This is a genomic window from Phenylobacterium sp., from assembly GCF_036402295.1.
Lineage (GTDB): Bacteria > Pseudomonadota > Alphaproteobacteria > Caulobacterales > Caulobacteraceae > Phenylobacterium.
In genome coordinates this window covers 1-12,166 of the sequence record NZ_DASWTE010000446.1, presented here as the reverse complement: position 1 = coordinate 12,166, position 12,166 = coordinate 1, and the positions used below count along the sequence as shown (strand labels likewise).

General features: G+C 70.5%; 11 protein-coding genes. 9 read left to right on the top strand and 2 right to left on the bottom strand.

Annotation, left to right across the window (positions count from 1 at the left end; all coding sequences use genetic code 11):
* The 5 genes from VGD44_RS25360 to VGD44_RS25340 all read left to right on the top strand — a co-directional run.
* Nucleotides 1-408: DUF1365 domain-containing protein (locus VGD44_RS25360; RefSeq protein ID WP_331091372.1), on the top strand; the 408-nt coding region annotated here is incomplete at its 5' end.
* A gap of 89 nt (nucleotides 409-497) precedes the next feature.
* Complete coding sequence (locus VGD44_RS25355; RefSeq protein WP_331091370.1) at nucleotides 498-1,139, top strand: LemA family protein; 642 nt, start codon at nucleotides 498-500, stop codon at nucleotides 1,137-1,139.
* A complete protein-coding gene (locus tag VGD44_RS25350) occupies nucleotides 1,140-1,949 on the top strand; it encodes a TPM domain-containing protein (protein WP_331091368.1) in 810 nt (269 codons plus the stop codon).
* The gene (locus VGD44_RS25345) at nucleotides 1,949-2,662 is read left to right on the top strand and encodes a TPM domain-containing protein (RefSeq protein WP_331091366.1); all 714 of its coding nucleotides are present in this window, start codon (nucleotides 1,949-1,951) and stop codon (nucleotides 2,660-2,662) included. Before VGD44_RS25350 ends, VGD44_RS25345 begins: the two co-directional genes overlap by 1 nt.
* A gap of 106 nt (nucleotides 2,663-2,768) precedes the next feature.
* Nucleotides 2,769-3,776: a sensor histidine kinase gene (locus tag VGD44_RS25340; protein ID WP_331091364.1), complete on the top strand. Its 1,008-nt coding sequence runs from the start codon at nucleotides 2,769-2,771 to the stop codon at nucleotides 3,774-3,776.
* A gap of 47 nt (nucleotides 3,777-3,823) precedes the next feature.
* On the opposite strand, the gene VGD44_RS25335 is transcribed toward VGD44_RS25340, so the two are convergent.
* Nucleotides 3,824-5,038: a PQQ-dependent sugar dehydrogenase gene (locus VGD44_RS25335; protein WP_331091362.1), complete on the bottom strand. Its 1,215-nt coding sequence runs from the start codon at nucleotides 5,036-5,038 to the stop codon at nucleotides 3,824-3,826.
* Between the two features lie 174 nt (nucleotides 5,039-5,212).
* Here VGD44_RS25335 and VGD44_RS25330 point away from each other — a divergent pair, with 174 nt between their 5' ends.
* Nucleotides 5,213-5,677 carry a (2Fe-2S)-binding protein gene (locus VGD44_RS25330; protein ID WP_331091360.1) on the top strand — a complete coding sequence of 155 codons (465 nt, stop codon included), beginning with the start codon at nucleotides 5,213-5,215 and terminating at the stop codon, nucleotides 5,675-5,677.
* Between the two features lie 3 nt (nucleotides 5,678-5,680).
* Nucleotides 5,681-7,885, top strand: coding sequence for a xanthine dehydrogenase family protein molybdopterin-binding subunit (locus VGD44_RS25325; protein WP_331091358.1), 2,205 nt, complete (start codon nucleotides 5,681-5,683; stop codon nucleotides 7,883-7,885).
* Nucleotides 7,886-8,020: 135 nt separating this feature from the next.
* Here VGD44_RS25325 and VGD44_RS25320 read toward each other — a convergent pair whose 3' ends face one another.
* Nucleotides 8,021-8,557: a dihydrofolate reductase family protein gene (locus VGD44_RS25320; protein WP_331091356.1), complete on the bottom strand. Its 537-nt coding sequence runs from the start codon at nucleotides 8,555-8,557 to the stop codon at nucleotides 8,021-8,023.
* A gap of 154 nt (nucleotides 8,558-8,711) precedes the next feature.
* Between VGD44_RS25320 and VGD44_RS25315 the strand changes: the two genes are divergently transcribed.
* On the top strand, nucleotides 8,712-11,987 hold the full coding sequence (locus VGD44_RS25315; RefSeq protein WP_331091354.1) for a carboxyl transferase domain-containing protein: 3,276 nt from the start codon (nucleotides 8,712-8,714) through the stop codon (nucleotides 11,985-11,987).
* Between the two features lie 29 nt (nucleotides 11,988-12,016).
* Nucleotides 12,017-12,166: NTP transferase domain-containing protein (locus VGD44_RS25310; RefSeq protein WP_331091374.1), on the top strand; the 150-nt coding region annotated here is incomplete at its 3' end.

Genomic DNA, 12,166 nt, shown 5'->3' with positions numbered 1-12,166 from the left:
AACAACACCTTCGGCGAGCGGCACAGCTACCTGATCCCCGCGGAGGACGGCCCCGTCGTGCGGCAGGCCTGCGAGAAGGGCTTCTACGTCTCGCCGTTCATGGACATGGACCTCTCCTACGCCTTCCGGGTGCGCCCACCGGGCGAGCAGGTCCAGGTGCTGGTCGACGTGGACGACGCCGAGGGCCGCGTGCTGGCGACGGGGTTCGTGGCCGAGCGCCAGGAGCTGACGGACCGCAGCCTGCTGCGCGCCTGGCTGACCCATCCATGGATGACCGCGGGTGTCGTCGCCGCCATCCACTGGGAGGCGCTGTTCATCTGGCTCAAGGGTGAGAAGATCCGTCAGCGTCCGGCGAAGCCTGAATGGCCGGTGACGGTGGTGCGCTCGCCGCTGCGGGCCGTGGCTTAGGGAACGACGGCCGGACCGTCGCCGTTGCGCCAGATCAAGGCCGGGTCCACAAATCCGCGGCACGTCGCACGGGAAGCTGGGGAGATCGCATGACTCTGATCCGACGCATGGCGCGCGTGGCGCTGCTCGCCGTCCTGCCACTGGCGCTGGCCGCCTGCGGGATCAACACGATCCCGACCCAGGAGGAGCAGGCCAAAGCGCAGTGGGCCGAGGTGCAGAACCAGTACCAGCGCCGCGCCGACCTGATCCCCAACCTGGTGGCGACGGTGAAGGGCTATGCGGCGCAGGAATCCAGCGTGCTGATCGGGGTGACCCAGGCGCGCGCCAACGCCCTGCAGGTGCGCTCCGATCCCGGCATCACCCAGGACCCGGCGGCCTTCCAGCGCTATGCGACCGCGCAGAACAATCTGTCGCTGGCGCTCGCCCCGCTGCGGGTGCTGCAGGAGGCCTATCCCGACCTGAAGTCGAACGAGAACTTTATGGCCCTGCAGAGCCAGCTCGAGGGCACCGAGAACCGGGTCGCCATCGCGCGGCGCGACTACAACGACGCAGTCCGGGTCTACAACACGACGCTGCGCACCTTCCCGCAGGTGATCTGGGCCAACACGATCCACAGCTCGTCGAAGCCGATGCAGCTGTTCCAGGCGACGTCCACAGCGCAGTCGGTGCCCACGGTCGACTTCGGTCCCGCCCCAGCCGGCGCCGCGCCGGGCTCGCCGCCGCCGAAGTAGATGGCCTCGCTCCGCGTTTGGCTCGGGGTGGTGCTGGCCTTTGCGCTGGCGCTGCCGGCGCTGGCCGCCCCGAAGTTCCCGCCGCTCACCGGCCGCGTGGTCGACGACGCTCAGATCCTGTCGACCGAGGCCGAGGCGAAGCTGACCGCCCAGCTCGCGGCGCTGGAGCAGAAGACCGGCCGGCAGCTGGTCGTCGCGACGCTGCCGACGCTGCAGGGCTACGAGATCGAGGACTACGGCTACCAGCTGCTGCGCACCTGGGCGATCGGGCGGAAGGCTGAGGACGACGGCGCGATCCTGATCGTGGCGCCCAACGAGCGGAAGGTGCGCATCGAGGTGGGCTACGGCCTGGAGCCGGTGCTCACCGACGCACTCTCCAGCCTGATCATCCAGCGTCGGATCTTGCCCGCGTTCCGGACCGGGAACATGGAGCAGGGCGTCGTCGACGGGACGGAGGCGATCATCGCCCAGCTGGGCCTGCCGCCCGAGGAGGCCCAGGCGCGGGCTTCCGAGGCGCTGACGGTCACGCGGGCCGACGTCCAGGACGGGTCGATCGACCTGAACGGGATCATCGTCTCCAGCATCTTCGTGATCATGGGGATCATCTGGATCCTGCGGGTCTTCGGGCGGCGGCGGACCTTCGCGAGCTACCGGCGCGATCCTGCCGGCTGGGCCTGGGTGCTGCCGCTCATCGTCTCGGGCCTTGGCGACGCCAGCCGAGGCGGCGGCTGGCGCGGCGGCGGGGGCGGCGGCGGCTTCTCGGGCGGCGGCGGATCGGGCGGAGGCGGCGGCGCCTCCGGGAGCTGGTGATGGCCGAGCCGATCCTGAGCCCCGCCGACCTGGCCGCCATCGAAGCCGCCGTGCGCGCCGGCGAGGCCCGCACCACGGGGGAGATCTACTGCATCATCGCCGAGCAGAGCTCGGACTATCACGCCACGCCGCTGGCCTGGGGCGCCGGCGTGGCGCTGCTGGCGCCGGCGATCCTGCTGGCGGCCGGAATCCAGGTGACGGCCCCCGACGTCAGCATGTTCGGCGGCTGGACGGCCGAGCAGGTGGAGGACGTGGGCGAGGCCACGGCGCGGGCGGCGCTGGTGGGCACGCTGCTGCTGCAGGCGGCGCTGTTCGTGGGCGTGCTGCTGCTGACGGCGATCCGGCCCGTGCGCCTGGCGCTGACGCCGCGGGGGCTCAAGCGCGACCGGGTGCGGCAGCGGGCCGACGAGCACTTCCTGGCCAAGAACCTGCACGCGACCCGCGAGCGGACCGGGGTGCTGATCTACGTGTCCGCCGCCGAGCGGATGGTGGAGCTGGTGGCCGACGAGGGGATCCACGGCGATATTGACAAAGGGGCCTGGGAGCGTCCCGTGGCGGCGCTGGTGGACGGGCTGAAGCGGGGCCGGGTCGCCGAGGGGTTCGCGGGCTGCATCGGGCTCTGTGCTGACATTCTAGCGGAGCGGTTCCCGGTGCGGCCGGGCGACAATCCCAACGAACTGCCCGACGCGGTGGTTGTGCTGCCTCGCGCCTGAAGCGAGTAGACTCTCAAGGTCAAGCTGCGACAACATGTTACGCCAATTGTTGCGGCGCTGAAGCCAATCCAATCCCACTTGGGTCTACGGGACAGGGTTCGCTGGGATGACCGGTGTGAGCGTGGGAGACGACAACGAGTCGATGGAGCAGCTCCGCGAGCGACTGAGGCGGCTCGAGGCGGCTGTAGAGGCGACGGGCATCGGGCTCTGGGAGTGGGACGTCCGCTCGGGCGAACTCACGTGGAACGACCGCAACCGCGAACTGCTGGGCGTGGACCACGATCGGCCGCTCACCATCCAGGACTATCCGGGGATGGTGCATCCCGACGACCTCGAGCTCGTCCGCACGGCTTATCGCGAGGCGGTCGACCAGCCCGAGGGCTACATGCTGCTCTGCGAATACCGCACCGCGCCCGCCGCCGACGGCAAGTCGCGCTGGGTGCAACAGCGCGCGCGGGTGCTGAAGGACGCCGAGGGCGTCGCGCGCGTGGTGGGCGCGACGCTCGACATCACAGACCGCAAGACCGCCGAGGAGCGCCGCAGCCTGGTGCTGCGCGAGCTCGCCCACCGGGCCAAGAACGGCATCATGGTCATGATGACCATCGTCTCGCAGACGGCGCGCAACGCCGGCAGCGTGAAGGAGTTCGAGGCGGTGCTGACTGCGCGCCTGCAGTCGATGGTCGACAGCCAGGACCTAGTGACCCAGGTCTCGGGCCGCTCGCTGCCGCTGGGCGACCTCTTGGACCGGGCGCTGACGCCGTTCGACCCCGGACGGTTCGACGTGGGCAAGGGCGTGCGCGAGATCAACATCGCGAACGACATGGTCGTGGCGCTGGCCCTCCTGATCCACGAGCTGTCGACCAACGCGGTGAAGTACGGAGCGCTGTCGGCGCCGGCGGGACGGGTCAGGCTGACGATGAAGGCGGCCGAGGAAGGCCGGGCGCACCTGGAGTGGCGCGAGGTCGATGGCCCGACCGTGGCGGCGCCGACCAGCAAGGGCTTCGGCACGCGGCTGCTCGACATCTCGCTGCGCAACAACGACGGCCGGGTGGAGCCGCACTTCGACCCCGATGGCTTCCGCGCCGACATCCACTTCCCGATGGGTCGGGCCTGATCAACACCGCTCATCCCGGCATTCGCCGGGATGAGCGGAAAATTGAGTTAGCGTGGCGTCAGCTTGACGATCTTGCCGGCGGGGCCGCCCTGGAGGAGGTAGATCGCGCCGTCCGGGCCCTGGCGGATGTCGCGCCAGAAGGCGCCCGGCAGGTCCAGCCGCTCCTCGCCGACGACCCGTTCACCCTTGATCGTCAGCCGCGTGAGGTTGCCGCCGGGCAGGCCCTGGGGCTGCTGGCCGGCGACGAACAGGCTGCCCTTCCAGGCCGGGAAGGCGGAGCCCGTGTAGAAGAGCGCGCCCGCTGGGGCCACGACCGGGTCCCAGTAGTAGAGCGGCTGCTCCATGCCTGCCCGCTGGGTCTCGCCGCCCATGATCGGAGCCTTCGCCGGACCGTAGTTCACGCCGTACGAGATGGTCGGCCAGCCGTAGTTCCGGCCCTTGCGCGCTATGTTGATCTCGTCGCCGCCCTGCGGGCCGTACTCGATCGTCCAGAGCTCGCCGGTCTGCGGGTGCAGGGCGGCCGCCTGGATGTTACGGTGGCCGTACGACCAGATCTCGGGCTTTGCGCCTTCCTTGCCGACGAAGGGGTTGTCCTTCGCCGCCGTGCCGTCGGCGTTGAGGCGCACCACCTTGCCGATATGGTTGGACAAGTCCTGCGCCTGGGCCATGCCGACGTAGCGGTCGCCCTGGGTCACGAAGAGCTTGCCGTCGCGGCCCCAGACCAGCCGCGAGCCGAAGTGGGCCGGCGAGTTGATCCCCGGGCGCTGGTGGTAGATCGGCGTGAGGCCCTCCAGCTTGCCGTCGCCCAGCACGGCCTTGGCGACCGCGGTGTTGTTCGTGCCGTCGGCGTTGGGCTCGGCGTAGCTCAGGTAGATCGTGCGGCTCTTGGCGAAGTCGGGCGCGAGCACGACGTCGAGCAGGCCGCCCTGGCCGCGGTTCATGACCTCGGGCACGCCGGCCAGCGGCTCGGACAACGACCCATCCTTGCCGACGATGCGCAGCGCGCCCTGCCGCTCGGTCACCAGCAGCCGGCCGTCGGGCAGGAGGGCGATCGCCCATGGGAACTTCAGGCCCTGGGCCACGGTGGCCGTCTGGAACGCGACGCCCAGCTTCTGCTCCGGCGCCCGGGTCTGGCCCTCGAAGGCGGGCTTGTAGGGCGTGATCGGCGCGCGGGTCTCGACGCCCTGGGCCCCCTGGGCTTGGGCGGCGGCCCCGGCGGCGAGGGCGAGGATCAGGGCGGCGGCGGGAAACGGAGCGCGCATGGGGCGGCCTCACTCTGGGGTTGTCCGGCGTAGCTAGCGCGGCGGCGTGGTCGCGCAAAGTAGCACCGCGTGCAGCTCGGCTTTGGTGAGCGAAATTCAACGCTGCAGTGAAGACGCGCGCCTTTGCCACGCTCCCCCGCCGCTGTACCATTGCTTCGAATGGGAGACGTGCGGATGGCCTATACCCTTAACGTGAACGGCAAGGCGGTCAGCGCCGACGTCGACGGCGATACGCCGCTGCTCTGGGTCCTGCGGGACACGCTGGGCATGGTGGGCACCAAATACGGCTGCGGGGTCGCCGCCTGCGGGGCCTGCACGGTCCACGTGGACGGCCAGGCGATGCGCTCGTGCCAGATCCCCGTGGAGAGCGTGGGCAAGGCCAAGATCTCGACGATCGAGGGCATGGCGAAGAACGCCGTCGGCAAGAAGGTGCAGGCGGCCTGGATGGAGCTGGACGTGGCCCAGTGCGGCTACTGCCAGGCGGGCCAGATCATGAGCGCGACCGCGCTGCTCACGAAGACGCCCAAGCCCACCGACGCCCAGATCGACGAGGCGATGAACGGCAACATCTGCCGCTGCGCCACCTACGTCCGCATCCGCTCGGCCATCAAGCGCGCCTCCGGCCAGAAGGAGGTCTGAGCCATGACCTATCACGAAGTGAAGGCAAACCGCCGCCAGGTCCTGGTCTCCGTGTCCGCGACCGGCCTGACCCTCGGCTTCTCCCTGGCCGGTAACGCCCAGGCGCAGGACGAGGCCGTCAAGCCGCTGAACGCCTACGTCAGCGTCGCGCCCAATGGCGTGGTCACCATCACCGCCAAGAACCCCGAGGTGGGCCAGGGCGTGAAGACCATGCTGCCCATGCTGATCGCCGAGGAGCTCGACGTGGCGTGGGAAGATGTCCGCGTCGAGCAGGCCGACAACGACCCCAAGGCGTTCGGCCGCCAGTTCGCGGGCGGCTCGATGGCCACCCCGCTGCACTGGGACGAGCTGCGCCGCGTGGGCGCCGTGGCCCGCGCCATGCTGATCCAGGCGGCGGCGACCACCTGGAACTGCGGCCCCGGCGACTGCACGACCGACTCCGGCACGGTGATCCACAAGCCGTCGGGCAAGAAGCGGACGTATGGATCGCTCGCGATGGCGTGTGCGACGGTCACGCCGCCCGACCCCAAATCGCTGACGCTGAAGGACCCCAAGGCCTACCGCATCATCGGCAAGCCGACGGCGCAGTACGACGTGGCCAAGATCGTGACCGGCGAGCCGCTGTTCGGCATCGACGTGCGCCGGCCTGGCATGCTGTACGCCAGTATCGTCAAGGCGCCGGTGTTCGGCGCCAAGGTGGCCAGCGCCGACCTCGAGGCCGCCAAGTCGGTGAAGGGCGTGAAGAAGGCCTTCGTCATCGAGGGCGACCCCAACGGCCTGTTCCCGACGGGCGCGATCGGCCAGGGGCTGCTGCCCGCGGTCGTGGTCGTGGCCGACAGCTGGTGGGCGGCGAAGAAGGGTCGCGACAAGCTGAACGTGAAGTGGGCCGACCACCCGACGGCGACCCAGTCGTCCAAGGGCTTCGCCGAGCAGGCCGCGGCGCTGAACGCCGGCGCCCCGCAGCGCAACGCCCGCAACGACGGCGACGTGGCGGCGGCGCTGAAGGCGTCGGCCAAGACGGTGGAAGCGGCCTACAGCTACCCCTTCCTGAGCCACGCCAACCTCGAGCCGCAGAACTGCACGGCCGAGTTCAAGGACGGCAAGCTGGAGATCTGGGCGCCGACCCAGAACCCCGAGCCCGGCCGCCAGCTCTGCGCCAAGACCATGGGGCTCAAGCCCGAGGACATCACCATCCACATGATCCGCGGCGGCGGCGGCTTCGGCCGGCGCCTGGCCAACGACTACATGGTGGAGGCCGCCTGGGTGGCGCGTGAGGTCGGCGCGCCGGTCAAGCTGCTCTGGACCCGCGAAGACGACATGGCCCACGACCACTACCGGCCGGGCGGGTTCCACTTCCTGAAGGGCGGCGTGGACGCGCAAGGCAACCTGGTCGCCCTGCAGGACCACTTCGTCAGCTATTCGATAAACGGGGCCATCGCGCCCAGCGCCGGCATGGCGGCCACCGAGTTCCCGGCCCGCTTCGTGCCGAACGTGAAGTACGACGTCTCGATGATCCCGATGGGCATCCCCACCGGGCCGCTGCGGGCGCCGGGCTCCAACGCGCTGGCCTTCGTGTTCCAGTCCTTCATCGACGAGATGGCGCATGCGGCGGGCGCCGACCCGCTGGCGTTCCAGATCAAGCTCCTGGGCAACGAGGCCGTCGTTGGAACGCCGCCCGCCGCCTACGGCGCCGGGCGGATGCGCGGCGTGCTGAAGGCGGTCGGCGAGATGTCCGGCTGGGCGAACCGCGGCAAGCTGCCGAAGGGCGAGGGCATGGGCGTCGCCTGCTATTACAGCCACCAGGGCTACTTCGCCGAGGTGTGCCATGTGGCGGTGGCCGGCGACGGCTCCGTGAAGGTAAAGAAGGTCTGGGTGGCCGCCGACGTGGGCCACACGATCATCAACCCGCACGGGGCGCTGAACCAGGTCCAGGGCTCGGTGCTGGACGGCGTCTCCGAGGCGCTGCACCAGGCCATCACCATCGAGGGCGGGGCGACCCGGCAGTCGAACTTCACCGACTATCCGCTGATGCGGATCGCCGAGTCGTTCCCGGTGGAGGTGAAGTTCTTGAAGACCGAGTTCAACCCGACCGGCCTGGGCGAACCGGCCCTGCCGCCGGCGATCCCGGCGCTGACGAACGCCATCTTCGCGGCGTCGGGCAAGCGGGTGAGGAGCCTGCCGATCACGCCGGAGATGCTGAAGGCGTAGGGGCCGGACGTAGAGCCACCAAGCCAGCGGAGGCTCCGCCGTTTTGAACCGCGGAAGAACGCGGAAGGTGGCCGCTGCGCCTTCCGCGCCTTTCTGCGTTTTCCGCGGTTCCACTTCGAAGGCGCCTGCGCGGCGTCACCGCTTCCGTGCGTAGGTGAGGATCAGGGAGCCGACGTCGGTGGAGAGGCTTTCGACGAGGTCGAAGTCGCGGCGGGGGCCGGGGCCGAAGAAGCGCTTGCCGCCGCCCATCGTGTAGGGGGTCAGCATCAACCGGTAGTCGTCGATCAGGTCGGCTTCGGCGAGGCTTTGGGCGAGGTTTGCGCCGCCCAGGCAGATGAGGTCGGGTCCGGCCTCGGCCTTCAGCGCAGCGATCTGGTCGAGGTCCGTCAGCAGCTTGGCGTTCCAGCCGGGCTCGCCGGTCAGCGTCTTCGAGACCACGAACCGGGGCGCGCGGTTGTAGGCGACGGCGAAGTCGCCCTCGGCTGTCGTCCAGTACGCCTTCTGAAACTCGAAGCTGACGCGGCCGTAGATGAACGGCCCGCCGCTTTCCAGCGCCCAGCCGGACCACTTCTCAGCCACGTCGTCGGACCAGGGCGGCGGCACGAACTCGCCGTCGGGGCCGGTGGTGAAGCCGTCGAGGCTGATGACCTGGGAGAGGATCAGGTTGCGCATCGGGGAGGTCCTGCGGGTTGGGGTTCGCTACGATAACCGAGTTTGTATTTAAACCAGTTGCAGAAGACAAGCAGTTAAATTCCGAGCCTTGGGCTTGGCGTTCGCGCCCCCGTGCGCATGATGCGCCCCAAACAAGTGTTTGAAGGGTACGCCAGTGCAGACGCTGCTGATCGCCAACCGGGGCGAGATCGCGGTCCGGATCGCCCGGACGGCGGCCGAGATGGGGCTCTCGACGGTCGCCATCTTCTCGGAGGACGACGCGGCCTCGCTGCACACCAAGAAGGCCGATCGCTCGGTGGCGCTGACCGGCTCGGGCCCCCCGGCCTACCTCGACATCGAGCAGGTGGTCGCGGCGGCGAAGGGGGCCGGGGCCGACGCCGTGCATCCCGGCTACGGCTTCCTGTCGGAGAATGCGGCGTTCGCACGGGCCTGCGCGGCGGCGGGACTGACTTTCGTGGGGCCGACGCCGGAGACCCTGGAGCTGTTCGGCGACAAGGGTCGGGCGCGGGCGCTGGCGCAGCGGTGCGGCGTGCCGGTGCTGGCCGGGACCGACGGGCCGACGACGCTGGACGAGGCGAGGGCGTTCTTCGCGGCGAACGGCGCGGTGATGGTCAAGGCCGTGGCCGGCGGCGGCGGGCGCGGCATGCGCCCTGCGACCACGCTCGAGGAGCTGGAGCAGGCCTTCGAGCGCTGCGCCTCCGAAGCCAAGGCGGCGTTTGGCAACGGCGACCTCTACGTCGAGCGCTTCCTGCGACGCGCGCGGCACCTGGAGGTGCAGGTGGTGGGCGACGGCGAGAGCGTGGTCCACCTCTGGGACCGCGAGTGCTCGCTGCAGCGCCAGCGGCAGAAGGTGATCGAAATCGCTCCGGCCGACACCTTGCCCATGGCGGTGCGCGAGCGGCTGTTCGGCTACGGCGTGGCGCTGGGCCAGGCCGCCGGTTACCGCAGCCTGGGGACCATGGAGTTCCTGGTCGACGGCGACGAAGTCGTCTTCATCGAGGGAAATGCGCGCCTACAGGTGGAGCACACGGTCACCGAGGAGGTGACGGGCCTCGATCTCGTCCGCCTTCAGCTGCAGATCGCCGCCGGCCGCTCGCTGGCCGACCTTGCGCTCACCCAGGACCGCGTGCCCGAGCCGCGCGGCCATGCGGTGCAGGCCCGCGTGAACCTGGAGACCATGGCGGCGGACGGCTCGGCCCGGCCGGCCGGCGGGACGCTCGCGGTGTTCGAGCCGCCGTCGGGGCCCGGCGTGCGCGTCGACGGCTTCGGCTACGCTGGCTACCAGACGAGCGCGCGGTTCGACAGCCTGCTGGCCAAACTGGTCGTGCATGCGGGCGCAGGCGGCCTCAGCCGCGCCGTGGCCAAGGCCTACCGGGCGCTGTCGGAGTTCCGCATCGAGGGCTCGCCCACGAACATCGCCTTCCTACAGAACCTGCTGGCCTTGCCGGCGGTGGCCGCGGGTGACGTTCACACGCGCTTCATCGAAGAGCACATGGGCGAGCTGGCCCATCCTCCCGAGGCGCATCCCCGGCTCTATTTCGACGCCGCCGCGCGAGGCGCCGCGTCCGCCGGGCCGAAGCCGGCGCTGCAGGGACCGGCCGGGACCACGCCGTTGCGCGCGCCGCTGCAGGGCACGGTGATCGGACTGCAGGCCGCCGTCGGCGAGACGGTGCGCAAGGGCCAGGCGCTGATGGTCCTGGAAGCCATGAAGATGGAGCACGTGATCGCGGCCGAAGCGGCGGGCGTCGTCCGCGAGATCGCCGTGACGCCCGGCGAGACCGTCTTCGAGGGGGACCCGCTCGCCTTCGTCGAGGCGGCCGAAACCGACGAGGCCCTGGGCGAGGCCGAGCAGGCGATCGACCTCGACGCCGTCCGGCCGGATCTGGCCGAGGTCCTGGCGCGCCATCGCCTGACGCTCGACGCGGCGCGGCCCGACGCGGTGGCCCGGCGGCGCAAGACCGGCCAGCGCACGGCGCGGGAGAACCTGGACCACCTCTTCGATCCCGGCAGCTTCAGCGAGTTCGGTGCGATGGCGGTGGCTGCCCAGCGCCGGCGCCGCGATCTCGCCGACCTGCAGGTCAACACGCCGGCCGACGGCATCGTGGTCGGCGTCGGCGAGGTCAACGGCCAGCTGTTCGACGAGGGCCGCGCCCGCTGCGTGGGCCTGGCCTACGACTTCACCGTGCTGGCGGGGACGCAAGGGCACTTCAACCACAAGAAGACCGACCGGATCCTCGAGTTCGCCGAGCACTGGAAGGCGCCGATCGTCTGGTACACCGAAGGCGGCGGCGGGCGGCCCGGCGACGTCGACGGGGGCCAGCTGGCGGCTTCGTCGCTGGACACCACCAGCTTCACGACCTTCGCGCGGCTCTCGGGCCTGGCCCCGCGGATCGCCATCAACTCCGGCCGCTGCTTCGCGGGCAACGCCGTGTTCTTCGGCTGTGCGGACGTGACCATCGCCACCCGCTACTCGAACATCGGCCTGGGCGGTCCGGCGATGATCGAGGGCGGCGGCCTGGGCGTCTTCACGCCGGACCAGATCGGGCCCTCCGACGTGCAGTACGCCAACGGGGCCATCGACCTGCTCGTGGAGGACGAGGCGGCGGCGACCGAGGCGGCGCGGCAGATCCTGGGGATCTTCCAGGGCGCGGTGCGCGAGTGGCGCTGCGACGACCAGCGGCGGCTGCGCCACCTGATCCCCGAGAACCGGGTGCGAGCGTACGACGTGCGTGAGGTGATCCGCAGCCTGGCCGACACCGGAACCTGGCTGGAGCTCCGGGGCGGCTATGGCCGCGGCATGATCACGGGCTTCCTGCGCATCGAGGGCCGGCCGCTGGGGCTGATCGCCAACGACCCGCGCCACCTGGGCGGCGCGATCGATTCCGAAGGCGCGGAGAAGGGCGGCCGCTTCCTGCAGCTGTGCGACGCCTTCGACGTGCCGGTGCTGTCGCTGTGCGACACCCCGGGGTTCATGGTCGGCCCGCAGAGTGAGACCACCGCGGCGGTCCGGCGGGGCTCGCGGCTGTTCGTCACCGCCACCAGCCTGACGGTGCCGCTGTTCACCGTCGTGCTGCGCAAGGGCTACGGCCTGGGCGCCCAGGCGATGACCGGCGGCGACTTCTCGGCCTCGGCCTTCACCATCGCCTGGCCCACGGCGGAGTTCGGGCCGATGGGCCTGGAGGGTGCCGTGCGCCTGGGCTATCGCAAGGAGCTAAACGCCGAACCCGATCCCGCCGCCCGCGAGGCGCTGTTCCAGAAGCTGGTCGGGCGCATGTACCAAACCGGCAAGGCCATCTCGGTGGCCCAGGTGAACGAGATCGACGCCGTGATCGACCCGGCCGAGACCCGCGACTGGATCCTGCGCGGCATCAAGTCCTGCCCGCCGCGATCGCCAGGCGCCAAGGCGCGTTCGTTCGTCGACGTCTGGTGAGGCCGCGCTCGGCGGGGTAGCCATGGGCCATGGCTCTAGGCGTGGTGATCCTGACAGGCGGCGCATCGTCCCGCATGGGCGCGGACAAGGCGGCGCTGCTGTGGGGCGGACGGCGCGCCGTCGACCGGCTGGCGGACCTGGCGCGCGAACTGGGCGCCGCGGCGGTCTTGACCTCGGGC

What these genes read in the sequence shown, in the direction of transcription:
- VGD44_RS25330 (WP_331091360.1), top strand. Translation starts at nt 5,213, where the DNA reads ATGGCCTATACCCTTAACGTGAACGGCAAGGCGGTCAGCGCCGACGTC.
- VGD44_RS25335 (WP_331091362.1), bottom strand. Translation starts at nt 5,038, where the DNA reads ATGCGCGCTCCGTTTCCCGCCGCCGCCCTGATCCTCGCCCTCGCCGCC.
- VGD44_RS25345 (WP_331091366.1), top strand. Translation starts at nt 1,949, where the DNA reads ATGGCCGAGCCGATCCTGAGCCCCGCCGACCTGGCCGCCATCGAAGCC.
- VGD44_RS25340 (WP_331091364.1), top strand. Translation starts at nt 2,769, where the DNA reads ATGACCGGTGTGAGCGTGGGAGACGACAACGAGTCGATGGAGCAGCTC.
- VGD44_RS25355 (WP_331091370.1), top strand. Translation starts at nt 498, where the DNA reads ATGACTCTGATCCGACGCATGGCGCGCGTGGCGCTGCTCGCCGTCCTG.
- VGD44_RS25325 (WP_331091358.1), top strand. Translation starts at nt 5,681, where the DNA reads ATGACCTATCACGAAGTGAAGGCAAACCGCCGCCAGGTCCTGGTCTCC.
- VGD44_RS25350 (WP_331091368.1), top strand. Translation starts at nt 1,140, where the DNA reads ATGGCCTCGCTCCGCGTTTGGCTCGGGGTGGTGCTGGCCTTTGCGCTG.
- VGD44_RS25320 (WP_331091356.1), bottom strand. Translation starts at nt 8,557, where the DNA reads ATGCGCAACCTGATCCTCTCCCAGGTCATCAGCCTCGACGGCTTCACC.